The following is a 23,929-nucleotide window of genomic DNA, read 5'->3' on the forward strand; positions in this document are numbered from 1 at the left end:
CATTCTAGTGAAGGGTCGTTATCTCACGAATGGCAGGGCGTCAACGCGCGGATCGGTAGCACAGCGGCAGAGTTGCGCATCGACAAAAAAGGAGTACAGTAATGCTCTGTAAACGTCTACGGTAGACGTTTACATTACCCACTTCCGAAGGAGCAACGTGGCCAATACACCATCGGCGACAACCCACGCCAAACATCATTCCCTACCTGACATCACCTCCAAAATGATGTTCGCCCTCACCTTTGGCTACTGCGGCGTCAATATGGCATTCTCGCTACAGACCTCACAGATGAGCCGTATTTTCCAAACCCTGGGTGCTGACCCCAACAAGCTCAGCCTCTTCTTCCTTCTGCCTCCGCTCATCGGCATGATCGTGCAGCCCATCCTCGGCAAATTCTCCGATTCCTTCTGGTCACCAAGATTCGGCCGCCGCATGCCCATACTGCTCGTCGCATCTCCGCTGGCCGCCATCGTCATGGTATTGCTGCCCAACTCGGGATCTCTGGGATTCGGCTTCGGTTCCACCGCAGCGCTGCTCTTTGGCGCGGTAGCTGTGGCCCTCATGGATTTGTCCAACAACGCCTGCATGCAGCCATTCCGCATGATCATCGGCGACATGGTCAATGAGAAGCAGAAAGACAAGGCCTGGAGCTGGCAGCAGTCCTTCAGCAACCTCGGCGGTGTGCTCGCCAACCTCTGCCCGTTCGTGCTCACCTGGCTGGGCATCGCCAACGTCGACCGCAAAGGCGTCGTACCCATGTCCGTGCGTCTCTCCTTCTACATCGCTGCGGTGGTGCTGCTCGTCACCTCGATCTACACCATTCTCTCCGTCAAGGAATACGATCCCGAGACCTACGCCGACTACCACAACTTCGACTATGAGAAGTCCAAGAAGACCCCGAAGAAGTCCTACTGGACGCTCATCAAGGAGGCTCCGGCCACCTTCTGGCAGGTCGCTGTCATCCAGTTCTTCGCCTACTTCGGCATCCAGTACCTGTGGACCTACGCTACCGGCGCCATCGCCAAGAACGTGTGGGGCACCTCCGACTCCTCCTCCGCAGGATTCCAAGCGGCAGGCAACTGGTACGGCATCCTCACCTTCGTGCAGTCCATCGTGGGCATCGTCTACGGATTCCTGGTGCTCTCGCGCACCAGCCAGTACAAGCGCAAGTTCTGGTACCGCGTGGGTCTGCTGTGCGGCGGCGTAGGCATGATTTGGACGGCGTTCTGCCACAACCAGTACATGCTCATCGGATCGTTCACCCTGATCGGCATCTGCTACCTGACCATGCACGCCGAACCGTTCGCTATCTTCACCACTGAAACCGACGGCGAAAACGACGGCGCTTACATGGGCCTGTTCAACATCTTCATCTGCCTGCCGCAAATCGCGGCCTCGCTCCTGAGCTTCATCATCTTCCCGCTCACCGGCAGCTCCATGCCCACCATGCTCGTCATCGGCGGTGTCTCCTGGTTGCTCGGTGGTGCTTTCATGGGCATTATCAAGGACACGAAGGCCAAGGAACTCGCTGCCAAGGAGTAAACCAAAGCCTGGCTCTGCGCCCTGCGGCTCATCCGCGTCGCAGGGCGCAGAGCCACCAGCGCGCGTGAACCCCCGTCCATAATCGATACGGTGTTCATAACACCGACGATTTCAATACACGACCATCCACACACTGCACATAGGAAAGAACACCATCATGCAGACATTGAAACAGGCCATCAGCGGCCAAACCATCTCCCTAAGCTGCGAAGAGGGAAACCTCGAGCTGACCATCCTCACCCCTGAAATCATCCGGGTTTTCCAGGACCGAGGCCGTCACACCAACTCCTATGCCATAGAGGGGGATAAAAGCCAACTCACCCAGTTCACCACCACCGACCAAGGCGATCACGTCGAAATTCGCACGGACGCGCTCCGGGTCAATGTGGATGCAGGATTCAACGTGGATGTTTACGACGCGGATGGCAACCCGCTCGTACTCACTCATCGGCAAGGTCGCGGTGAGACCATCAACAAGACGCTCGATGCCGGCCATCAAAGCATTGTGCGCGCCGAAGGTCATGAGGTCTCAGAGGTCGGTGCCGGAACAAGCGAATATTACGAAATCATCAACCAGCTGGATGCCGACGAACACTTCTACGGCTTGGGTGATAAAACCGGGTTCCTCGACAAGCGCGGCTACGAATACGACAACTGGAACTACGACGAGCCGCGCCCGCATATCGAAAGCTTCACCAACCTCTATAAGTCAATTCCCGTCCTGCTGGGGTTGAAGCGCGGCCATGCCTATGGCCTCTTCTTCGACAACACCTATCGCAGTCACTTCGACTTGGGCAAGGAAAACAACGGATACTACTTCTATTCAGCAGTGGACGGCAACCTTGACTATTACATTCTGGGCGGAGCCGACCTCAAATCCGTGGTCTCCAACTACACGTACCTGACCGGCCGCACACCCCTGCCACAGCGTTGGATGCTCGGCTATCAGCAGTCACGCTGGGGCTACTCGATGAGCCAAGAGCGCGTGGAAGAAATCGTCGACAAGTTCGCGCAATACCACCTGCCGTTGGAGGCTGTGCACTTCGACATCGACTATATGGACGGCTACCGTGTCTTCACTTGGGACACCGACAAGTTCAAAGACCCCAAAGGATTCCTTGCCGACCTTAAAAGCCGTGGCGTGCGCGTCATCCCGATTCTCGACCCGGGGGTCAAACAGGACGAAGACTATGAAATCTACCAAGAGGGGGTCAAGGAAGGCTACTTCGCCACTGATCCCGAGACCGGAGAAATCTACATCAACCGCGTCTGGCCCGGCAAGTCGGCCTTCCCGGCGTTCGGCGACGAACGCGTGCGCACATGGTGGGGCAAACACTGCAAGTTCCTACTTGATACCGGCGCCGCCGGCATCTGGACCGATATGAACGAGCCGGCCACATTCGACGGCGACATGCCCGAGGACGTGGTGATGAGCGACGAAGGGCAGCCCAGCGACCTGCGCCGCATGAACAACGTGTACGGGCACAACATGGCCAAGGCCACCTACGAGGGCATCCGCGCCGCGAGTGACCGGCGCCCGTACGTCATCACCCGCGCCGCCTACGCCGGCACGCAAAAGTATTCCGCCGTGTGGACCGGCGACAACCAAAGCCTGTGGCAGCATTTGCAGATGTCCGTTCCGCAGCTGAGCAACATGGGACTTTCCGGATTCGCCTACGTGGGCGCAGACATCGGTGGATTCAGCGCCGACTGCACAGCTGAGCTACTCACCCGTTGGATTGAGGCCGCCATCTTCAGCCCCATGCTGCGCAACCATGCAGCATTGCAAGTGCGCGACCAGGAGCCATGGGTATTCGGTGAGGATGTGCTGAACATCTACCGCGACTACCTGCATCTGCGCTACCGGTTCATCCCTTACCTCTACGACTGCTTCGCCGCCGAACAGCATGACGGCCTGCCCATCATGCGCCCGCTCGTGCTCAACTACGAGGATGACCCACGTACACGCACCTGCAATGATGAATACATGGTGGGAGACAAGGTACTCGTCGCCCCGGTGGTGAACGAAGGCCAGGTGTCCCGTGCGGTCTATCTGCCGCAGGGTGAATGGATCGACTATTGGAGCGGCGAGCGCCATACTGGCGGCCGCGATATTCTGGTCGACGCACCGCTGAATGTACTGCCATTGTTCATCAAAGCGGACAGTATGCTGCCCGTGGGACCGGTGGTGGAACATTTGCGCGACGAACCGGATACAGCGATGACCTTCCGTCTCTTCGGCGATGCCGGCAGTACCGACCACTACCAGGACGACGGTTTCAGCTTCGGATACGAGGAAGGCAAATACAACGTGTATCACGTCGAAGCCGACGGCGAGAACTCTAGCGTAACGCTGGAGCATCGCGGTTTCGAGCCGGTCTACCGGCAGGTCACGCTGGAGCTGCCCGGCAGCAGCCTCACCTTCTCCTGGGATGAGGGAAGCGCCTCATACGTTGCGCAATAGCGAAGTAACGCAATGATGCAGCGCAGTAGCGCCTCATCACACAATCGGCTGGTACGGCAAACAAACCGCGCCAGCCGTTTGCTATGTTACGCAAACCGGCTCAGGCATTGCTATTGTCAGCAATCAACCCCTCAATTTGCACCGAATTTTCTATCCACGCTGTGCGGTATAGTGGAACGGTTATTCGTGGCTGGGCGGGCCCTCTCAAACCGTTCGACCCGAGGAACGCGCGAAGCAAGCCGTTGTGCCCCACACATTGGCGGATGTCGCATTGCATTTACAAGGAGAGCCGTTATGGCAACCAAGATTCGTTTGAAGCGCCTGGGTAAGAAGTTCTATGCCTTCTACCGCGTGGTCATCACCGATTCGCGCAACAAGCGCGACGGTCAGTCGATCGAGGAGATCGGCATCTACGACCCGAACAAGCAGCCTTCACTCATCCAGATCAACTCTGAGCGCGCACAGTACTGGCTGGGCGTCGGCGCACAGCCGAGCGACCCGGTCAAGAAGCTGCTGCAGATCACCGGTGACTGGCAGAAGTTCAAGGGCATCGATGGCGCCGAGGGCACGCTGAAGACCGCTGAAGCAGGTCCGGATGCCGCCGCTCGCGTCGAGGCTGTTGAAGCTCAGGCACAGAAGCTCAAGGCCGCCAACTCCGAGGCGAAGGCCAAAGCTGAAGCCGAAGCCGCCGCTCAGGCAGCTGAAGCCGAGCAGCCTGCAGAAGAGGCCTCTGAGCCCGCTGCAGAAGAGGAAAAGGCTGAGTAGTCATGCTCGAGCAAGCTGTGGAACACCTCATCACCAACATCGTGGATTTTCCCGATGATGTTTCGGTGAAGTCGCACACTAACGAGCGGGGCGAACTGCTCCGCGTGCGCGTCAACCCCGAAGATATCGGCCGAGTGATTGGCCGCAGCGGTCGCACAGCCAACGCCATTCGCACTGTAGTGCAGGCGCTGTCCGACCACAAGGTGCGCGTCGACATCATGGACGTGCGCCGGTGAGCGCGGCAAGTTCCCAGCGCAGCACAGACCCGCAGCAGCTCGACCTGTTGCGGGTCTGCCGTATCGGCCGCGCACAAGGCCTTAAGGGCGAGGTCACCGTGCAGGTCTTCACCGACGACCCGGAACGCCGCTTCGAGCCAGGTGCGCAACTCTTCTCCAAAGATGGCGAGCACGAATATACTGTAGCGTCGTCTCGCACGTTCAAAAACCGCTGGATACTGCGGCTGGACGGCGTGAACAACCGCGACGCATCCGAAGCACTCAACGGTACCGAGCTCTATACCCCAGCCGACAGCCGTGAAGAGCTGGAGGAAGAAGACGCTTGGTACCCTAAGGACCTTATCGGCCTGACAGCAGTGCTTGCCAAAGATAATGCTGTGGGAGCGCCGGCCGGCCGCACGGTGGGTACCGTGGTTGATGTGATTGACGGCGCTGCACAAACACTGCTCAAAATCCGTCTCGCGCAGCCCATGCTTGAGCAAGCAGACGGCAGTTTCCTGCCTGAACCCGCGCAGCCTGCAGAGGATGCGGCACCAGCTCAATCCAAAGATGCGGCAAGCGCAAATGGACGCCGCGTAGCCACCGCCCTGGTGCCTTTCGTGGACGAAATCGTGCCTGACATCGACCTAGACGCGCGCACTCTCACCCTTGACCCGCCCGGAGGCCTGATTCCCGGGCTGTGATTGATGGGAAGGCAAAAGCCACTTCAGTCACTTACACCCTTGTTATGCTTTGCGCGCGCCATAGTGCAGCCTCTGCTTACAATTATCCTGCCGAGGCTTTGCTGGGCAATATAATCGTTTTCAATTTAGGGGACCAGAGTGACACACGAATCACGCGCTATGAACATTGACATCGTTTCCGTGTTCCCGGAGTATTTTGGTGCGCTCAGCTTGGGGCTGTTCGGCAAAGCGCAAGAGCGCGGGCTGGTCAACGTCACCACGCACAATCTGCGCGACTGGACTCACGACGTACATCACTCGGTCGATGACACTCCGGTCGGCGGTGGTGCCGGCATGGTGATGAAGCCGGAAGTGTGGGCCGAATGCCTCGACGAGCTGCTCGGACTGGAAGCGCACGAGTTTCATGCGCAACCAGACGTTGACGGCAATTCGGCCAGCATTGCCGCAACCGCTGCCGTCGTTTCCTCCTCTGACGCGGTGCTTATTTTCCCGAACCCCTCGGCACCGGTGTTCACCCAAGCCGACGCCACCGAACTGTCCCATGCTCAGCACCTTATCTTCGGCTGCGGCCGCTACGAAGGCTACGACGCCCGCATACCGCAGTATTACCGAGCTCAGGGCGTGGAAGTGCGCGAATATTCGATTGGCGACTACGTGCTCAACGGCGGCGAAGTGGCCACATCAGTCATGCTTGAGGCCATTACCCGGCTCATCCCTGAGTTTATGGGCAATCCGGACTCAATTGTTGAAGAGTCATACACCGGCGCGAATGCGCTGCTGGAACACCGGCAATACACCAAACCGGCAGTATGGCGCGGTATGGCAGTACCGGAAGTGCTGACCAGCGGCGATCACGGCAAGGTCGATCGGTTCCGCCGCGATGAGGCACTGCAACATACCAGCGATATTCGTCCAGACATTATCGAGCGACTTGACTGCAGCGAGCTCACTAAACCCGACCGTAAAACACTGATGGCACTTGGCTGGGAAGTTTCCGGAGCTCACCCCAAGCGCCTCTGATTGCTGATTCAGCAGCAATACTGATGGGTCCCACCGATGACCGTCATACTCTCATATGCGTTGTGACGGCTCTAAACGCAATTGCCGGAAGAACACCAAATACCACACCGCAACGCAACAACCACCACATCGCGCACCGCAACAACGCAATGCACCGCAACATACCCAAACAACACAACACAACACAACACAAAAGGGTGCCTACCCGCAGGCAGACACCCTTAACCGTGCAACGGTAAGCAGCAGGCCATACGCCTAATTACAGGCCGCGCACCTTCACACGCTCGGCCACGTCAACGCGCTCCGGCATCTGAGCCTCAGCACCCTCGACGATGCCGCCGAACGGCATCTGAGCACCCAGCTTCCAGCTCGCCGGCAGAGTGAACGCGTCACGCACCGCATCGTCGATCAGCGGGTTGTAGTGCTGCAACGAAGCGCCGAGACCTGCCTCAGACAGCGCCGCCCACACGCTCAGCTCGAGCATGCCCAACGACTGCTCAGCGTAGGTCGGGAAGGACTCGGCGTAACTGGGGAACTGCTCGGCGAGCTTGTTCGTGCCGTCAACGTCATCAAAGAAGAGCAACGTGCCGCGACCGGCCGCAAAGGAGTCGATCTTCGCAGAAGTCTTGGCAAACGCTTCTTCACTGGCAGCCACCTTGTGGAGCGCATCCTTGACGATGCCCCACAGCTTCTGGTTTTCCTCACCGAAGAGCAGCACCACGCGCTGGGTCTGCGAATTGAACGCGCTCGGCGTAGCTACGGTAACGCGGTTCACCATGTCGGTGATCTCCGCGTTGCTCAACCGAGACTCAGCATTCAACGCGTACTGCGAGCGGCGTGATTCCAGCGCCTTCACGAAATCGTTCATAGATAACTCCTCTATTCGCGGCCGAACCGCAACGTATGGTCTTCGCTTCGACCGGCGAGTGGCCGGGAGCGCATGGTGCCACCATAACCAGAGCACATGCGCCCGGCAAGGAAAAGGCCGCGATTTTCACCGAGAGGTGTTGTGATGTATGGCACACTCAATGAAGTACACGGCGGTTTCCCCATAGTCGCGCCGCTCGCTTATCTCCCAGCCTTCAGGCGGTGTGAGCGGTGCGGAACGGGTGGAACGCTCGATGACCATCATCGTGTTGCCATCCGCCGCACCGGCACCCACCAGAGCCGCCATGAGTGCATCACATGCCGAAGTTTCGAAGGCGTACGGCGGGTCGGCGAAAATAACGTCGAAAGCTGGGCCGTGGTAACTTTCCGCGAATCGTTCAGCCTTCTGCCTGCGCACTTGCGCCACCATGCCCGACTCCCATGATTGCTGGTGTTGCAACGACGAAAGAGTGCGAGACAACACTCCCCCTGCCGCACCGGCACTTTCCACCGACACCAGTTCCCGTGCTCCGCGGGAGAGCGCTTCTACGCCGAGCGCCCCAGTGCCCGCAAACAGGTCAAGCACCCGCGTATCGTCAAAAGCACCGCGGGCATCGAGCCGCGAGAAGATCGCTTCTTTGGTGCGATCGGTGGTAGGCCGGGTGCCAGGCTTGGCTTGGGGCAAGGCAAAACCTTTGAATCTGCCGGAAATAACACGCATATGGCCACTGTAACCGTTCTCCCGGCCAATGGTCGCACACACAGGATTCCATCAGCTGCTGAGAATCTGCGTTTCGCCCCCTCGAGTGAAGTCCAAGACCGCTCCGGCCAGTTCAGGTTCACCGTTCAAGTCAGGGTTGGTTTCCAGCAATGTTTCTGCCGCAGCACGCGCGTCGGCGATAATCTTTGCGTCTTTGACCACGCGCAGCAGCTTCAAGCCTGATTTACCGCCCGACTGACTATCTCCGGTCACGTCTCCCGCGCCGCGCAACTCCAAGTCGGCCTGTGCGATCTGAGCACCGTCGAGCGAATCACGAATCACGCCAAGCCGTTGTTCAGCGATACTGCCGGGCTCAGCTCGCGAAACCAAAAACGCCCAAGCATTGGTACCGCCACGGCCCACACGGCCTCGCAGCTGATGCAGTTGCGAAAGGCCGAACCGGTCGGCATCGAAAATGACAATGCAGCTTGCCTGTGGCACATCCACACCAACCTCAATAACCGTGGTGGCAACCAGAATCTGCGTATCGCCGGCCTTAAAACCGGCCATGACCCGCTGCTTATCCTCGTCGGCGTCACGCCCTGTGAGCGTATCGAACGCAACGCCTTGGAATTGGGGCAGCGACGACAAGCGCGCCGCAATCTCACTGACCGCGTGCAGCGGCGGCTTGGGTTCGCTTTCTTCCCCCTCGTCCAAGTCCGCATCCACCTCAACGAAATCAGGCTCTTCCTCATCGCGATGCACAGAAGCACGCCGACCACGCTTCGTGTCAGCCACACTGGCAGCCCCAACTCCTGTGCTGCCACCCACCTCTGCCTGCGCCGCACGTTCCTCATCGGTTTCGATGCGCGGGCAGACCACGTAAGCCCTCTCTCCTGCATTGATGCGCGCACGAAGATGAGCAAACATACGCGCCATAGTGGCATTGTCCGCCTCGGGCACCACCACTGTGCGAATCGGCTTGCGTCCCCCGGGCAGTTCGGTAAGCCAAGAAATCTCGAGATCGCCAAACCAGGTCATTGCAGCGGTACGTGGGATGGGGGTAGCAGTCATGACCAACAGGTGCGGAGTCTTCTCGCCCTTGGCTTTGAGAGCCTCGCGTTGCTCCACACCAAACCGGTGCTGTTCGTCGATGACGGCGAGCGCCAGGTTCGGCATCTGCACATGCTTTGAGAACGCAGCGTGCGTGGCGACGGCTATGCACGGCTCGCCGCTGGCCAGTTGCGCCAAGGCTTGGCGACGTTCGGTGAGTTTCATGCCTCCGGTGAGCAGCACCACCGGCACGTCTTGCTCACCATTGCCGCTGCCTGCGGCATCTTCACCGTCATCGCGCACGCTGCCCTCGTGTGCACTGCCTGCCATCGCTTGCACCAGCGCGGCGATGGTGTGCATATGCTGTTCGGCCAGCACCTGGGTGGGCGCCACGAGCACCGCTTGCCCGCCAGACCCTACCGCTTGCAGCATGGCGGCTAGAGCCACCACCGTTTTGCCGGAACCCACCTCGCCTTGCAGCAGCCGCTGCATCGGGTAGTCGCGCTGCATGTCTTCGCCCATCTCATCGATGACCTCGCGCTGCCCGGCGGTCAATGCGAACGGCAGAGAATCGATGAAACGCTCCCGCAGGCCGGTATTGGCGCACATAAACGCGTCAGCCTGCCGCGAGGCAAGCCGCGCCTGCAGCACGGAAACCTGTGAAACAAACGCTTCCTCGTAGCGCAAGGCCTCAAGACCTTCTCTGAACTGGCCGGTGGACTGCGGGTTATGCACAGCCGCGAAGGCTTGGGCACGGTGCAACATCCGACGTTCATCGATTATTGAAGCCGGCAGTACATCAGCAATGGCATCAGCGTCCTGCACCGTTTCAAGCATGCTGAGAATCGACTCATGAATGTGCTCACTGGAGATGCGGGAGTTGGCATGATAGACCGGGCGTGGGCGGCATACTCGCCCCAGCGCTTCTTCTTCGGTGTTTGCGTCGAACTTAAGATTCGAACCGCTGGCCGGCAGGGACGTGGCAGACATGGCACCTGCGGAGTCGAGCGTAAAAGCATCAGATTCATTTCCCTGCACAGTGCCCTGCCCCTTGGCCGCGCTGCCAAGTATGCCATCAAAAGCACCGGCACCGTCAGCATGCGGTGCGATGGTGAGGACTTCGGGGTGGGTGAATTGCAGTTGCCCGTTGAACTCACTGGGGCTGCCGGCCACCACCACATGCGATCCGCCCCGCAGCCGCGCACTCATCCAGTCCATATACGGCTTTTTATGAGAAAAGAACACCAGCCTCGCACTCGACGGCGCAACGTGACGAGAGGCGGCGAAATCCTCATCGCCCACGACCGCTTCCAGCCGGAAACCGCGTCTGCCCCCCATCGGCACCACGCGCACCATCTGCGTCACGCCGGCAAACGCCATAGCCTCCCCAGCACGCGCTTCCCTCACTGCACGTAGCGGTACCGGCTCAGTGACACGGAACGGATAATAGGTAAGCGCATCGCCCACACTCACTATGCCTAAAGCCTTGAGCGCGCTCACCCGCCGTTTGTTGGTGAGCAGCGAGGAAATCGGAGTGTCAAGCGAAGCGTCCATGCACCTATTGTATGGAGCAGACCGGTCTTATTGACGGCGCGAAGAGCGATGCCTACCGGCAGGGCTGCGATCCGCCCTCACTCAGCGCATCAGACACCACTGGGCGCACCGACACACCGCCTATCGGCGGTCGACCCACCAAGCGCACCCAATCCCCGCCTGCGCAGCACTCAACCCGCCAAATGCACCGACACCGGCCTGCGCAACAGCCCACGCGTTCCTTGCCACATGCCGGCACAGCAAGCACATGCTTGGCAACATTGACACAGATATCGACAAAAATAGCCCGTTTTCTGTCGATATCTGCGTCAATGTCCATATATGTGTCAGCTCAATCAATGCTGTGGCACGCTCCTTAAGGTCAAATTGCGCGCGGACGGCATTCGCATCGTGTACCAGCTCAACCGAACCGCACACTGCATGGAGGTGATTGTCGTCAGCGTCCGCGACGACGGATTTGTATACGCACGGGCAGCGGAGCGCATCTAACCCCAGCAAGCGTGCTCAACCCCACAAAATGTAATCAATATCACATTGACATTTAGCGGAAATGAGCAACACGCCGCCGCACAATCAACGCAAAGGCTTACCCTAAGGTTGTAGTGAAGTCGTATGAAACGGCTTGTTACGCGGCATATGGCGTCTTCCAGTTCGGCCTTTCAGTCTCACCGATATGGGTCAGCTCCACCACCTCGCGCGGCAACGCCGAAGACGCAAGGAGCAGAAATGAAAGTCGTCATTTTCTCAACCTGCCTGGTCGACCTGATGTTTCCGAACGTCGGCAAAGCCATGGTCGAGGTGCTGGAACGGTTCGGATGCGAGACGTTCATGCCCATGCAGCAGATCTGCTGCGGCCAGATCACCTACAACAGCGGCTACGTCAAGGAATCCAAACAGACCATGCACAACGAGGTCGACGCCCTGCTGAGCGTGGATGCGGACTACATCGTCGGCCCTGCCGGTTCTTGCGTCAATATGCTCAAGGAACTGCAGTTCCACATCAAAGACGACCCCGAATACCAGGCCAAAGCACATGAGCTGGCCGGCAAGGTCTACGAGTTCTCGCAATTCATGTACCGCGTGCTGGGCGTGCTCGACGCCGGCGCCGAACTCAACGTGAACGCCACCTACCACCGCTCCTGCCACATGACCCGCCTGCTGGGCGAGCGCGAAAGCCCCTTCATTCTCATGGAGCACGTCAAGGGTCTCAACCTGGCGCAACTGCCGCACATCGAGAACTGCTGCGGGTTCGGCGGCATGTTTTCCATGAAGATGCCGGAAATTTCGCGCCAGATGGTGGACGAGAAAGTAGCCGACGTGGAAAGCACCGGTGCCGACGTACTCATCTCCTGCGATCCGGGATGCCTGATGAACATCGGCGGGCGCTTCAACCGTGAAGGCAAGCCGATTACCATCATGCACTTGGCAGAAGTGCTCAACAGCAACGTGGACATGAGCCGCGTGCGCTATATCAGCGCCGAGGAACGCGATGCACTCGACCGCGAATATCTCGCCAAGTCCAACGCGCAGGAAGCACAGGAGGCAGTGGCATGAGCACGACAGCATTCTCGAACGACACAATGTTCAAGCGCACCGGCAAGAAAACCGGCACCATGATCCGCAGCAGCGAACTGCCCTTCGCTCAGCGTCTGGAAGAAGCCGAACAGGACACCTTCGGCCAGCGCGCCGTGGCCAAAGCGCAGGATGCCCAGTGGGTCAAACGCGAAACCGCACGCGCCGAACTGGGCAACTGGGAAGGCTGGCGTGACCTGGGCGAGCAGATTCGCCAGCAGGTGATCCGCTACCTGCCCGACTATCTCGAACAGTTCAGCGACAACGTCGAGAAGCGTGGCGGGCATGTCTTCTTTGCACAGACAGACGTGGAAGCACGCGATTTCATCGTGAACCTGGCGCGCGAAAAGCAGGTCAAGCACGTCGTCAAATCCAAGTCCATGGTCACCTCCGAAATCGGACTCGACCCTGCGCTGCTTACCGTGCCGGGGCTCAACGTCACCGAAACGGATTTGGCCGAGTTCATCCTCGAAGAGGACGGCTGGGACGAGCCCACGCACCTTGTCTTCCCTGCCATCCACAAGGATCGCGACCGCGTGCAGCAGGTGTTCCACGACAAGCTCGGCTACGAGGGCAGCAACGATCCTCAGGAGGAGGCACGCTTCTCCCGCAAGGTGCTGCGCGAACGTTTCCTCGAGGCCGACATGAGCATCACCGGCTGCAACTTCGCCGTGGCCGACACCGGCATGGTCAACATCGTCACCAACGAGGGCAACGCCGATCTTTCCATGGCCATCCCCAAAACCCAGGTGGTCGTAATGGGCATGGAGCGCATGGTTCCCAGTCTCAAAGAGGCCGAAACGATGGACAACCTGCTGGTTCGTTCCGCCGTCGGCTCCAAGCTCACCTCCTACTGCACGTTCACCTCACCGCAGGTAGAGGGCGAAAGCGACGGGCCGGAGGACTTCTACGTGGTCGTGGTGGACAACGGCCGCAGCAACGCCTTGGGCACCGACTTTGAGCCAATCCTGCAGTGCATCCGCTGCGCCTCATGCCTCAACGTGTGCCCCATCTACCGCCATATCGGCGGCAAAGGCTACGGCTCCATCTACCCCGGCCCCGTGGGCGCCGTGCTCTCTCCGATTCTGCAGGGCGACTACGAGGACTTCCACGACCTGCCGTACGCGTGCAGCCTGTGCGCCTCATGCACGGCCACCTGCCCGGTCAAGATTCCGCTGCACGAGCTTATTTTGAAGCACCGCGAAATTCAGATGAACGACAACCATCAGGCCGATCTCATCGCCGATACCGTGATGAAGGTGGTGGGTATGGGCACCGGTCATTCCTCGCTGTTCCGCACCGCGCTCACGTTCGACCACGTGGCCATGAACGCGCTGGCCAAGAAGGGCCACAAGGCCACCGATGCCGCAGGCAACACCACACGTATGCCTGACACTGCCAAGAACTTCGACTCCAACGGCAAGCACGAGGAATGGATGCCGTTCGTGTTCGGCGGCTGGACCAAGGTGCGAGATCTGCCCGAACCTCCCGCCCACTCCAAGAACTTCCGCACCTGGTTCAACCAGCGCAAGAAGGCGCAGGGCTCGGCCGAGGAGTTCAGCCGCACCCAAGCTGCGGTGCTGGCCAAGAACCCGAATGCCGCACCGTTAAGCGAGCGCAGGGCTGGCAACGGCAGTATCGACGGCAACGATTTCGGCAGCGCTAACAGTGCCGACACCGGCAACGCTGGCCGCAACAGCACCAGTCGCAATGGTTTTGGGTCATACGACAACAGCGTTTCCAAACGCCGCGAAGGAAACGACAAGACCAGTCCGCTCAGCGCAGACACCGTACCGGTTTCGCTCGGTTCCATCGAGGCCGAAACCTACGGCAAACGCACCGCCGACGTGGTGCGCGAGGAGATGAGCAGTCGCAAGGCCCAAGCAGACCGCACCGCCTCGACTCAGACAGATCACCAACCGGCTTTCAACAGCCACGGTGCAGGCACCGCAAACAGCGGCAGCACCGCCTCAAAGCCGAACCTCGGCAGCACGCAGAACAGCAGCACCGGAACCGGCAGTGCCTCACCCCAAGGAAAGGACGCCTGAGATGACTGATCGCGAAACATTCCTCAACTATCTAGCCGAGAAAAGCGGCCGTCCACGCCACCAGCTGGCCGACAATCCGCTGGTGCCGGTCAACGATTTGCCTGATTCCACTCTCTCTGGCCACACCCAGGATGAGCTTCTGGAAATCGCCCGCAAAAACGCGCCTGCCGTGCACGTGGACTTCCAGACATGCAGCAAAGCCGACCTGCCCGCAACATTGAGCCGCTTCGTTGACGACAAAGCCGACGGTCACCTCATGCTGCCTACGGACGACAAGCGTTTTGCCGACTATGGGCTCAATGAGTGGCGCGAATCTCTCGACCCGGCACCCACCTATTGGACTCCGGGGGCCGGGCGCGAAGCGAACGTAACCACGGCGTCCGAAGCGCAGGCGGCCATCGGATTCGCGGACTTCTTGTGCGCGGAAAGCTGCACCATCACCGCGCCCACCACCCCCGGCCAAGGGCGCGCGTTCCACTTCCTGCCGGTGCACTATCTGAGCGTGATCGCCAAGTCGAGCATCGTGCCGCGCACCCGCCAGGCGATGGACTATTACGATGCGGAAATCAAGGCCGGCAGGCTGGAGACTTCCAACCTCAACTTCATCACCGGCACCTCCTCCACTGGCGACATCGAAATGGTGCTGGTAGTCGGCGTGCACGGCCCACTGGAGATGACCTACTTGGTTGTGGAGGATATGTAGGGCGGAATCGCTATCACTACTGTGGCACTACGCACCTAAACCGACGCTCACACCAACTCAGCGACGGTTTGGGTGCGTACCACTCACTTTTCGCAGCGTAACCGACGCTTAGATTCGCTCAACGTCGGTTACGCTGCACACCACTCACTTTTCGCATCACAACCGTCGCCTACATTATCTCAGCGTCGGTTATGTTGCGTTACTACTCAGCCAAGTTGGACATCACTAAGCCATACGACGATTACGGTACACGGCAAGCACGAGCACGAGCGAGCCCGAGGGCACCGAAAAGCTCCACGAAGACAATTTGCTTGCAACAGCAAAACAGCGAATCGCTGAATGAATGGCCTGTTTATGTTGCGTTTGTAATTAGAATTTGCTAAATTGACCCTTGCACGTAGAGCAACTTTGGTTCGTCCGAGGTGGCTCGGCAGAAGGCCCTCGTACGGAGTCTTTACTGTAGGCGGTGGAATTCGTTTCACCGCCATTTTGAGGTAAAGCAATTACCATAACAACTTAGCAGGTTAAATGTCTGCCGCATCGCAGCACTGTTACATACCCCAGACAATAATCGGTGGTGCGTCCGTCACCATAACAGCCGCACCACCGATTACCGTGTCTTTCTACCGCACGCGCGCAATATTGTCGCGAACGCTTTGCACTAGTTCTGCACTGGCAGGACCTGACTGCATAGACATTTCTTGCAAAGCCTGCACGGCTTGATCGTAGTAAATCTGCGTCGCAGGATTGATGTTGAGCGGCAGCGCGGACACTTTCTGCGCAATAAACTGCATGTTCGCTACAGCCGCCGGATTGGACTCGTCAACATGAGACTGCGCCATAGTAACTAGCGAAGCAATCTGCTGATCGTGCGCAACTTTCTGCTGCCTCACCTGCTGTACTGCAACGGTATGACGATTGGCCTTATCATTACCAACCCACAAAACCACCACAACAACAGCAAGCACCAATTCAATAACCAATGGCACAAAAATGCCTGTTGGTAACACACGTCGGAATACCAGCCCCATCGCATTATCAGCTGGTTGATCCCAAGCGCCAAGGTAGAGCGAAGCTATCACAAACTGAACCATGAACGCAACGATCGGGAACACGCCGTTATCAGCAATCACTCGGTAATACAAGTTGTTGCTGTCCGGCTGTGCAGGATCGGCCTTGTCGCGCTGAAGCTGGGCCGCCCACACCAGCGCTGTAAACACCAGCAAAAATACCATAACCACCATTTGGGCTGGCGGAACAAAACCGTACGTAGAAATCTGCATAACGAATGCAACAACATCCACTAGGCAAAATGCGCTGACCACTATAGAAGCCAAATACTGCATACCAATCACCTTCTCCTTACAAGCTCTTCAGAATCTCTGCTTTTTTCGCATCAAACTCTTCTTGCGAAATCAACTCTGCATCAAGCAGTTTCTTCAACTGGCCAAGACGTTCCACTGGAGAGTCCTCAGTCTGCGGTGCCGCTGCCTCGGCGCTTGCTTGTGCCGATTGCTGACCTTGCGCACCCGCTTGTGTACCAGGCATCCCGGAAGCAGGACCGCTGGCGGCTTGCATGGTCTCGTTCAACATACCGGGAACAACCTGCCCCAAGCCAGCGCCCATCGTAAGACCCATACCAGCACCCAGCAATGCTGACCCATCTGACCCGGGATTTGCTGCGGTCTCGTTCATCGCGTTAAGCACTTCTGCCTGCTGATAATTAGTGCCATATGTCTGATACGCCTGCTGCTGACCTTGCGCAAATGCCGCATTCCCAGCACCCTCAGCCATTTTCCCGAAGTAGTTGCGCCTGTTTTCAGAAGCAAGATCCTGTGCTTCTCTACGCTGCTCATTATCAACGATTTCCAAAGCGGAAATGGAGAAGTTCAACATCTGCAGACCATAGTCAGCAATGATGGGTGCCAGCGCCTGCTCAATCTGAGCCGCATACGTCACCGCATTGGCAGGAACCGCCAGAAGCGGGCCATTCCACGCGGTTAACTCCTGGGTAAGCAACGAAACAATATTGCCTAAGAACTGGCTGCGGAAGAAATCTCGCAGCGATTCCTGCTGCGTCAGATCATAATTGCTGCCTATCAGATTAGTGAGTAAGACGCCGGCATCACTCACTTTTACGCGGTACGCTCCTCGCGCTCTGACCTCAGTTTCGATGCCGATACCGGTAAATTGATCGGCCAACGCTTTGTCGTATACCTTGATCGGCGCATCAGTACCCCACTTGATTTCATGCCCAGACGCTGTGCGCACGAAGAAAACGAGGCAGTGAAAACTCGAAACCGCTCCAGAAAGAGCATTACGAAGACGCGAAATAAAGGGATAATTTTCGGAAAGCAGCGTATATGTTCCCGGGTCAAATACCTGTTCGATCCGTCCCTCATTCACAAATATCGCTTGCTCACCAGGTTCGACCACCAGCGTACTGCCGTTGTTAAAGTCTTCCTCGGGATTTTTGAAAATCAACGTATCGTTGGTGGAACGATTTTTCAGCACATCTGCAATGTGCTTCTGCTCACCTTCATACGCCACCTCATTGGGGTTCTTTCCAAATAATGACATCAGTCCTTCTTCCATATGGTAGTGCCGTACGCTTTAGAGAGGCCCCATCAGCCAAGCTGTTTTCGCCTGACACTAATGGGGTCGCTCGCTGCCGTAGCGTAAGTGAAGCGCGTACTACTTTGCCTGCTGCAGTGCTGCAACAAGTGCTTGAATGTCGCTCGCACTCATCGCCGGCTTGTTGACATATTCACGCCACAATGCCGAAAGTCCATTTGCCGAAGCTTTGAACGATTCCACACCTTCTTGGCTGTTGGATTTAAGCTCGATTTTTTTGCCGCCATTCAAGCAGATGACGCATCCATAGTCATCAACCTTGATGGAATCCACATTCTGGAACAGATATTCCTCAATGAAGGCTCCTTGAGGCTTGCCCATGGAATCCAGCTCGGCCGTCAACTCGAACATCGCAGAAAGGATGCGGTTGTTGCCAAACATCCATACCGTAACGAAATCGCGGGCACCGGCCGGTTCAATATAGGTGATTGGCGCAATGTCGCCAACCTCTTCTTCATCAAAGATATTGCACGCGGCCATGGCCCGTTGTCTCATGGAAGCTAGGATTGCAGGTGAAGTACCTGACATTGTTGTCCCTTTCTCATATAGCGCCGTTCATCTAGTCTGCGAGTATCGCATCCATCTCAGCCTGATCGTTTTCCGTCAAGTCGCCAGCCTGAGCCAGCACATCACTCGAGCGTTCGCGGTAGTTCAAATACCGTTTTTCGAAGACTTCTCGAATAATCACTGCTTTCGCGTAGAAATACTGCGGATCCGGGTTCATTGTTATCGCAGAATCTATGGTCGAAATAATCGATTTGCCTTCTGCCAATTTGATCTGGAACGGTTTCTTGCACTTATACCGCGCTAAGGCAGCATGAAACACGACATCAGGATTGTCCGAGCCGTTGCTCATGGCGCGTTCCAGTTTCGCGGCAGCCTCCTGATATTGACCACGCCCCATCAGCACCAAGCCAAGCGAAGCCAGCACCTGCGGATTATCAGGCGAATCCTTAAGCGCACCTTGGTACGTTTTAAGAAAGCGCTCGGATTCGCGAAGCGTGGCTTTGCGCATGCTCTTGAACGTCAGCGCCGTAACGGTCAATTTACGACCGCAATATTCACAGACTTTTTGCTCTTTTTCAATGGCTGCCCCGCAACCGGGGCAGACCATTTCTTCATCTACCATTGGCATAGTTGGCCTATACCACCTGTCCAGTTATGCCGTTCATGAACAGCATCTACTTCTTCAGCAGGGTGATCATATTGTTTGCCTTTTGATTGGCGTTCATCTGCTTCAGCTGTTCCATCTGAGCGGCAGCCATGGCCTGCGACTGGGCAGCTTGCTCAGCCGAGGCTTCCATCTGCTTCTTCATCTGGCGGCTCTGCATCTCGAAACCGCGCTCCTGCTCCGTCATGCTGGCCAAGTACAGGTCATCAATGTCTTTATACAAACCAGTAGCAGGCTCATGCAGCGTCTCCGCACCACCGAACCGTGCTATATACGAGTCAAAGAACCCTTGCCACTCGGAAGCCAGAGCAGCTGCTTCTTTTCCACTAATTGACTTGAATACAAAAATGCAAACAACACCAATCACCGCAAGAATGACACCAAAGGCCGGGCTATCCATCTGCATGGCCAGCACGACGCCCAGAATGATCAGCACCCATTCAACAGCTAGGAAAATGAGATGCTTCTGCTTGACCTGTGCCTTGCGCTCATCAATCGACGCCTTCTCAGAACTCAGCTTCTGCACAAAGTCTGTATTCAGGTTCTCAAGGCTGCTTTGCAGCTCACTTGGTCTGGCGCGATTAACGCCTTCCAAATTTTGCGTGTGCACGTTCGCCAATTGCCCCTTGGCAAGTTGATAAGCGTCATTCACTTGGGACGAACGGTCGAAATCCAACGACTCGAGGGAACTTTTGTAGGCACTATTACCCATCATCTCTCCTATATTTCTCGACTGCGAGAACGAGAGTGATGACTACAGACTAAAAGCCTAGAAATACCCCCCCCCCGCAATTCTGCAAGTTGAGAGCAGCACTGACTGTATGTGTCATAGCCGACTCCTTCATTATTTGTATAGACAACACGCCTATATCATCGCTAATTTTAATCTCAAGGCGATACAAATTTGATGCAAATAACATTCCGCAGCACAGGATGATGACCTTCACCGCTCCAAATTGTTGCCCCGCAGCAAACAGGCCGGCCGGCAACACCACATGACTACCGGTCGGCCTGTATATTCAGTTCGCGCTCATTCCACGGTTTGCACGCGCAAACTCACGCTGCGCCAAGCAAGTGCTGCCTCACTGACCATATACGTTTTGGTAGCGGTCGTTGAGCTTGTCGATGTCGGCTTGAGCGATGGGTTTGGCACCGCCGAGCTGCTCGGCAGCCCACATGGTGCGCGCCACCTCCTCGGTCATGGCGGCGGCTTTCACCGCGCCTTCCGCGTCCTTGCCGATAGTGAATGGGCCGTGGTTTTGCATGAGCACCGCCGGCGAATGCGGGTACTCTTTCAACGTTTCTACTACGCCCTTACCGATCTCCTCAGAACCGATGAGCCGGAACGGGCCGACCGGGACCGGGCCGCCAAACTCGTCGCCCATCATGGTCAAACCGCAGGGAATGTTCCGGCCGGTGGCCGCCCAGGCGGTGGCGTACGTGGAGTGCGTGTGCACCACGCCGTACACGTCCGGCATGTGGCGGTAGATGTAGCCGTGAGAAGCCGTGTCGGAGCTGGGTGCTTCGGCACCGTCCACCACGTTACCTTCCAGATCGGTAACCACCATCGAAGAGGGGGTCAAGTATTCGTAGCGCAGGCCGGAAGGTTTGATAACCATCAAATCGGCGGAATGAAGCCGCTGCGAGACGTTCCCAGCCGTCCACACCACCAAATCCCATTTAATGAGTTGGTCGTGCAGCGCGGCTACCTGCTCGCGCACCAGTTTCACTTCGGAGCGCACTTCGGGAGAAAAATCAGATAAAGAAGCCATAGTTAAACACCTTTGTTTGGTATGTTTAAAATCACCTCGGCAGCCAAGCATGCGTCGACACCGTCACCGAACACTGCGACATAGCTGCTCGACTGCCGAATGAGAATAAGTAGGTGCTAAAGCTACCGCTACTGCACCATCGAATGTGATATACACACGCATATTCGCGTATGTATGGGAGTTACTGGCACAACGTGCCGCTTGCATCGGCTCTATTGTTGACGAGCCGATGCAACAAGCATTGTTACCAGGCTTAGTTTAGAGGCTTTCCAAATCCTTGCCACGGGTTTCCTTGGCAAAGAGGTACACAATCGCACCGATAACCAAGCAGATACCGAAGAAGGAGAACGCCGTGGTGACCACGGAGATGTCGATGTGCGTCGCGACAAAGCTGCCGCCCACCAGAGCGCCCATGAGCGCCGGTCCCACTACCTTGGCCAGCGCGCCGATGCCGTAGCCCAAGCCCAAACCTGTGGAGCGCACATCGTTGGGGAACTGCTCTCCGCCGAACGCGTTGAGAATACCGAAGGCACCGTCCGCAAAGGTCATGATGATGAGCACGGCGATGTAGAACGCCCAGCCGGAGGTGTGGAAGAAGGCGGCATAGAAGCAGCCGGCAGCACCGATGATGCCGAAGATGAAGAGCGTCCAGCGACGGCCTATGCGGTCGGCAAGCCAAGCGGAGCCGAAACGACCGATGCAGTCAGCCACGGAAACACCCATGAAGAGGTACGCCACCATTTGGGTGGAGAATCCGAACGCATCCTTGAGCAGGGTCTGACCCCAGGACTGGATGGCAAAGCTGCCGAGAATAAAGCAGAAGGAACCGACACTGATGATGAGCAGGGACTTTGTATGCCCTTGGATCAACTCGCGGTAGCCGGCCTTCTCCTCGGCCTTCAGCTGTGGCAGCGTGCCGACCTCTTCGACCGGGATTTCCATGGCCCAAGCCAGAGACTCACGCGCCTTGGCATCCTCACCGATGCTCTGGTAGAAGCGGGGCGATTCAGGAACGTAGTGCAGCCAGACGAGCAGCAGGACTGGAATCACGCCGATGGCAACCAGCACACGCCAGTTGTCGCCGACGAGGCTTTGGGAAATGGAGCCGAGCAGCAGGCCGAGAGGGATGAACACGGAGGTCAGGCCGGAGAGCATACCGCGGTTCTTGCTGGGCACGAACTCCTGCACGTACGGGATAGAGGTGATGTTGAGGCCGCCAACACCGACACCGACGCCAATACGCAGTATGGCAAGCAGCACCCAGGCACGGTCGGGCAGGAAGACGGAGAGCGCGGTGAACAGCACGAAGCAGATGACGCACCACTGGAAAGCGGTCTTGCGGCCAAAGCGATCGGCCAGACGGCCCCACATAATCGACCCGATGACAGTGCCCAAGCCCGAGCAAGCCAGGATGACTCCGGCCTCCGTACCGGTCAGATTCCAGGCGGAGGTGAGCAGAGAGACAACAAAGCCGATGAGGAACATGTCAAAGAATTCCGACACGTTACCCAAGATAGCCAAGGTCACCAAACTTTTCTGATGACCGGTCAGCGGGCGGGCGTCCATCTGTTCGTACGCGGCGACCGGTGGCGCCACGGCATTAGCGGTATTACTCATGATATTTCCTTAGTATTCCATAGGGTTCGACACAGCGGAAGCATGAAGCTGGAAGATCTTCACCCTTCCGCTGTGACATTTGCAGTTGTTTCACGTGAAACATGCTCATTGACACATACCGTGCAAGTCTGCATGCCCACGTGTGGCCGGCCCTCCCGAAACCGCGCCAGCAGACGCAGATGGGACGAAGCGGAGGAGATAGAGCGGATAAATGGCGACCGTCAGCAGCGGCACGGACAGTCGCCATCGGGATTACCAGCCAGCGTTCATCGGTCGATACTTACCGACTGACATCTACCGGATTGATGATCACCGGCTTAATATTTACCGGTCGATGTCTGCGCCGAGCGGGATGTGCAGCTCGTCGGGACGAATACGGGTCAAGTCACCTTTGTGAGTGAGCGCGAACTCGGAAGCACGCTGCCCCCACTTCACGCCCTCAGATACCTCGTCGGAGAGATACCCGTGCAGTGTGGCCGCCACGAACGAATCCCCGGCGCCAGGCCGGTCGATCACCGGCACCTCAGTGGTGTGGTACTCGCTGAAGCCCTCATGGGTGCGCAGGTACGGCCCCTCCATATGGTTGGTGGACACCACATATTCCGGATTGAACCGTTTCATCAGCTCATCGGTCACCTCTTCGGGCGTACCTTCGATACCGAATACCTTCTGCGCGTCGGAGATAGAGCAGAAGAGGATGCTGGCCTGCTCGGCAATGGGGGTCAGCACCTCGCGCGCCTTCTCCCCGCTCCACAGCTTGCGGCGGAAATTGACGTCGAGTGCCACCTTCGCACCACGTTTGATCGACTCATCACAGGCGTAACGCACCACTTCGGCGGTGGTGTCCGTCAACGAGGCGGTAATGCCAGTGAGGAACATGATGCGCGTATCGAGCATGGTGTCCCAGTCGTAGTCCTCCACCCCGGTCTCGCGGAAGGCTGTCCAGTTGCGGTCATAGATGACGTTGGCGGGCATGGGGCCGGCACCCGGCTCCATGAAATAGAGTGCCGTGCGACCTTCGGGCTTGCGCACCATGGTGCTCATGTCCACGCCGACCGAACGATACTCGGAGAGGATGTAATCGCCCAAGTCGCCCTTGGGCAGCGAACTCGTCCACAGCGTGCTGCGTCCCAGTTGCGAGAGCAGACCGGCCACGTTCGCTTCGGAACAGGCCGGGTTCATGTGTACGGAACGGGTGAACATGAGGCGTTCGCCGTTCTTCACCGTGAATCGAATCTGGCCTTCGCCAATAGTAGAGACATCATATTTTGCCATGAGTTTACACTTCCTCGTGTGTGGCGCGCGGGCGCCATGCGTGTGCATATCGCTATGTCTGTGCTGCCGTTCGGGGCATCCATGTTCCGAACAGCAGCGCAATCGCCGTGCTACCGCTGCGGTGCGCGGCGATTGATACGGTTTTTGAGTTGTGGTTGTGGTTGATACTGGTTGATTGGTAACAGCACAGGCTCATCAAGCCTAGGGCCGCAATGCTTGTGCCGGTACGGAAGCCACCGCACCGCCATCCTC

The 23,929-nt window shown here is 57.6% G+C and carries 20 protein-coding genes; 9 read left to right on the forward strand and 11 right to left on the reverse strand.

Annotation, left to right across the window (positions count from 1 at the left end):
* Window positions 1-157: 157 nt before the first annotated feature.
* The 6 genes from ACSYSO_RS07525 to trmD all read left to right on the forward strand — a co-directional run bounded on the left by ACSYSO_RS07525 (window position 158) and on the right by trmD (window position 6,711).
* A complete protein-coding gene (locus ACSYSO_RS07525) occupies window positions 158-1,543 on the forward strand; it encodes an SLC45 family MFS transporter (protein WP_489799375.1) in 1,386 nt (461 codons plus the stop codon).
* Between the two features lie 157 nt (window positions 1,544-1,700).
* A complete protein-coding gene (locus ACSYSO_RS07530) occupies window positions 1,701-4,007 on the forward strand; it encodes a glycoside hydrolase family 31 protein (protein ID WP_491701756.1) in 2,307 nt (768 codons plus the stop codon).
* 294 nt (window positions 4,008-4,301) lie between these two features.
* Window positions 4,302-4,772, forward strand: coding sequence for a 30S ribosomal protein S16 (rpsP, locus tag ACSYSO_RS07535; protein WP_489799371.1), 471 nt, complete (start codon window positions 4,302-4,304; stop codon window positions 4,770-4,772).
* Between the two features lie 2 nt (window positions 4,773-4,774).
* The gene (locus ACSYSO_RS07540; RefSeq protein ID WP_489799369.1) at window positions 4,775-5,008 is read left to right on the forward strand and encodes an RNA-binding protein; all 234 of its coding nucleotides are present in this window, start codon (window positions 4,775-4,777) and stop codon (window positions 5,006-5,008) included.
* On the forward strand, window positions 5,005-5,691 hold the full coding sequence (rimM, locus tag ACSYSO_RS07545) for a ribosome maturation factor RimM (RefSeq protein ID WP_489799367.1): 687 nt from the start codon (window positions 5,005-5,007) through the stop codon (window positions 5,689-5,691). The genes ACSYSO_RS07540 and rimM overlap by 4 nt, the downstream gene beginning before the upstream one ends.
* A 159-nt stretch (window positions 5,692-5,850) precedes the next feature.
* Complete coding sequence (gene trmD, locus ACSYSO_RS07550; RefSeq protein ID WP_491702085.1) at window positions 5,851-6,711, forward strand: tRNA (guanosine(37)-N1)-methyltransferase TrmD; 861 nt, start codon at window positions 5,851-5,853, stop codon at window positions 6,709-6,711.
* Between the two features lie 259 nt (window positions 6,712-6,970).
* Here the strand turns inward: trmD and ACSYSO_RS07555 are convergent, their stop codons facing one another.
* The 3 genes from ACSYSO_RS07555 to ACSYSO_RS07565 all read right to left on the reverse strand — a co-directional run bounded on the left by ACSYSO_RS07555 (window position 6,971) and on the right by ACSYSO_RS07565 (window position 10,885).
* A complete protein-coding gene (locus ACSYSO_RS07555) occupies window positions 6,971-7,579 on the reverse strand; it encodes a nitroreductase family protein (protein WP_491701757.1) in 609 nt (202 codons plus the stop codon).
* A gap of 126 nt (window positions 7,580-7,705) precedes the next feature.
* A complete protein-coding gene (gene rsmD, locus ACSYSO_RS07560) occupies window positions 7,706-8,299 on the reverse strand; it encodes a 16S rRNA (guanine(966)-N(2))-methyltransferase RsmD (RefSeq protein ID WP_491701758.1) in 594 nt (197 codons plus the stop codon).
* A 51-nt stretch (window positions 8,300-8,350) separates the two neighbouring features.
* Window positions 8,351-10,885 (reverse strand): ATP-dependent DNA helicase RecG, encoded by a 2,535-nt coding sequence (locus ACSYSO_RS07565; protein WP_491701759.1) that lies wholly within the window; start codon window positions 10,883-10,885, stop codon window positions 8,351-8,353.
* Between the two features lie 726 nt (window positions 10,886-11,611).
* Here ACSYSO_RS07565 and ACSYSO_RS07570 point away from each other — a divergent pair.
* From ACSYSO_RS07570 to ACSYSO_RS07580, 3 genes are read left to right on the forward strand one after another with little or no spacing between them, the layout of a single operon-like run.
* Window positions 11,612-12,439: a (Fe-S)-binding protein gene (locus ACSYSO_RS07570; protein WP_489799360.1), complete on the forward strand. Its 828-nt coding sequence runs from the start codon at window positions 11,612-11,614 to the stop codon at window positions 12,437-12,439.
* The gene (locus ACSYSO_RS07575) at window positions 12,436-14,505 is read left to right on the forward strand and encodes a LutB/LldF family L-lactate oxidation iron-sulfur protein (protein ID WP_491701760.1); all 2,070 of its coding nucleotides are present in this window, start codon (window positions 12,436-12,438) and stop codon (window positions 14,503-14,505) included. The genes ACSYSO_RS07570 and ACSYSO_RS07575 overlap by 4 nt, the downstream gene beginning before the upstream one ends.
* Window position 14,506: 1 nt before the next feature.
* Entirely contained in the window at window positions 14,507-15,208 is a 702-nt protein-coding gene (locus tag ACSYSO_RS07580) for a LutC/YkgG family protein (RefSeq protein WP_491701761.1), read from the forward strand.
* Window positions 15,209-15,831: 623 nt separating this feature from the next.
* Here the strand turns inward: ACSYSO_RS07580 and ACSYSO_RS07585 are convergent.
* The 8 genes from ACSYSO_RS07585 to ACSYSO_RS07620 all read right to left on the reverse strand — a co-directional run bounded on the left by ACSYSO_RS07585 (window position 15,832) and on the right by ACSYSO_RS07620 (window position 23,677).
* Window positions 15,832-16,563, reverse strand: a complete 732-nt coding sequence (locus ACSYSO_RS07585) for a hypothetical protein (RefSeq protein WP_491701762.1) — start codon at window positions 16,561-16,563, stop codon at window positions 15,832-15,834.
* A 7-nt stretch (window positions 16,564-16,570) separates the two neighbouring features.
* Window positions 16,571-17,803: an SPFH domain-containing protein gene (locus ACSYSO_RS07590; RefSeq protein ID WP_491701763.1), complete on the reverse strand. Its 1,233-nt coding sequence runs from the start codon at window positions 17,801-17,803 to the stop codon at window positions 16,571-16,573.
* A gap of 99 nt (window positions 17,804-17,902) precedes the next feature.
* Window positions 17,903-18,370: a hypothetical protein gene (locus ACSYSO_RS07595; RefSeq protein WP_491701764.1), complete on the reverse strand. Its 468-nt coding sequence runs from the start codon at window positions 18,368-18,370 to the stop codon at window positions 17,903-17,905.
* A 31-nt stretch (window positions 18,371-18,401) separates the two neighbouring features.
* Window positions 18,402-18,971, reverse strand: a complete 570-nt coding sequence (locus ACSYSO_RS07600; protein WP_491701765.1) for a tetratricopeptide repeat protein — start codon at window positions 18,969-18,971, stop codon at window positions 18,402-18,404.
* A 52-nt stretch (window positions 18,972-19,023) separates the two neighbouring features.
* Window positions 19,024-19,728 (reverse strand): hypothetical protein, encoded by a 705-nt coding sequence (locus tag ACSYSO_RS07605; protein WP_491701766.1) that lies wholly within the window; start codon window positions 19,726-19,728, stop codon window positions 19,024-19,026.
* A gap of 367 nt (window positions 19,729-20,095) precedes the next feature.
* Window positions 20,096-20,785 carry an L-ribulose-5-phosphate 4-epimerase gene (locus ACSYSO_RS07610; RefSeq protein WP_491701767.1) on the reverse strand — a complete coding sequence of 230 codons (690 nt, stop codon included), beginning with the start codon at window positions 20,783-20,785 and terminating at the stop codon, window positions 20,096-20,098.
* Between the two features lie 258 nt (window positions 20,786-21,043).
* Window positions 21,044-22,402, reverse strand: coding sequence for an MFS transporter (locus ACSYSO_RS07615; protein WP_489760709.1), 1,359 nt, complete (start codon window positions 22,400-22,402; stop codon window positions 21,044-21,046).
* A gap of 324 nt (window positions 22,403-22,726) precedes the next feature.
* Window positions 22,727-23,677 (reverse strand): sugar kinase, encoded by a 951-nt coding sequence (locus tag ACSYSO_RS07620; protein ID WP_489760710.1) that lies wholly within the window; start codon window positions 23,675-23,677, stop codon window positions 22,727-22,729.
* Between the last annotated feature and the right edge of the window lie 252 nt (window positions 23,678-23,929).

Source organism: Bifidobacterium sp. ESL1130 (genome assembly GCF_058507935.1).

Bases quoted from the DNA above. Each gene is read 5' to 3' on its own strand.
- ACSYSO_RS07615 (WP_489760709.1), bottom strand. From the start codon at position 22,402: ATGAGTAATACCGCTAATGCCGTGGCGCCACCGGTCGCCGCGTACGAA.
- ACSYSO_RS07620 (WP_489760710.1), bottom strand. From the start codon at position 23,677: ATGGCAAAATATGATGTCTCTACTATTGGCGAAGGCCAGATTCGATTC.
- ACSYSO_RS07590 (WP_491701763.1), bottom strand. From the start codon at position 17,803: ATGGAAGAAGGACTGATGTCATTATTTGGAAAGAACCCCAATGAGGTG.
- ACSYSO_RS07600 (WP_491701765.1), bottom strand. From the start codon at position 18,971: ATGGTAGATGAAGAAATGGTCTGCCCCGGTTGCGGGGCAGCCATTGAA.
- rpsP (WP_489799371.1), top strand. From the start codon at position 4,302: ATGGCAACCAAGATTCGTTTGAAGCGCCTGGGTAAGAAGTTCTATGCC.
- trmD (WP_491702085.1), top strand. From the start codon at position 5,851: ATGAACATTGACATCGTTTCCGTGTTCCCGGAGTATTTTGGTGCGCTC.
- ACSYSO_RS07580 (WP_491701761.1), top strand. From the start codon at position 14,507: ATGACTGATCGCGAAACATTCCTCAACTATCTAGCCGAGAAAAGCGGC.
- rsmD (WP_491701758.1), bottom strand. From the start codon at position 8,299: ATGCGTGTTATTTCCGGCAGATTCAAAGGTTTTGCCTTGCCCCAAGCC.
- ACSYSO_RS07555 (WP_491701757.1), bottom strand. From the start codon at position 7,579: ATGAACGATTTCGTGAAGGCGCTGGAATCACGCCGCTCGCAGTACGCG.
- ACSYSO_RS07565 (WP_491701759.1), bottom strand. From the start codon at position 10,885: ATGGACGCTTCGCTTGACACTCCGATTTCCTCGCTGCTCACCAACAAA.
- ACSYSO_RS07575 (WP_491701760.1), top strand. From the start codon at position 12,436: ATGAGCACGACAGCATTCTCGAACGACACAATGTTCAAGCGCACCGGC.
- ACSYSO_RS07605 (WP_491701766.1), bottom strand. From the start codon at position 19,728: ATGATGGGTAATAGTGCCTACAAAAGTTCCCTCGAGTCGTTGGATTTC.
- ACSYSO_RS07595 (WP_491701764.1), bottom strand. From the start codon at position 18,370: ATGTCAGGTACTTCACCTGCAATCCTAGCTTCCATGAGACAACGGGCC.
- ACSYSO_RS07570 (WP_489799360.1), top strand. From the start codon at position 11,612: ATGAAAGTCGTCATTTTCTCAACCTGCCTGGTCGACCTGATGTTTCCG.
- ACSYSO_RS07540 (WP_489799369.1), top strand. From the start codon at position 4,775: ATGCTCGAGCAAGCTGTGGAACACCTCATCACCAACATCGTGGATTTT.
- ACSYSO_RS07610 (WP_491701767.1), bottom strand. From the start codon at position 20,785: ATGGCTTCTTTATCTGATTTTTCTCCCGAAGTGCGCTCCGAAGTGAAA.
- ACSYSO_RS07530 (WP_491701756.1), top strand. From the start codon at position 1,701: ATGCAGACATTGAAACAGGCCATCAGCGGCCAAACCATCTCCCTAAGC.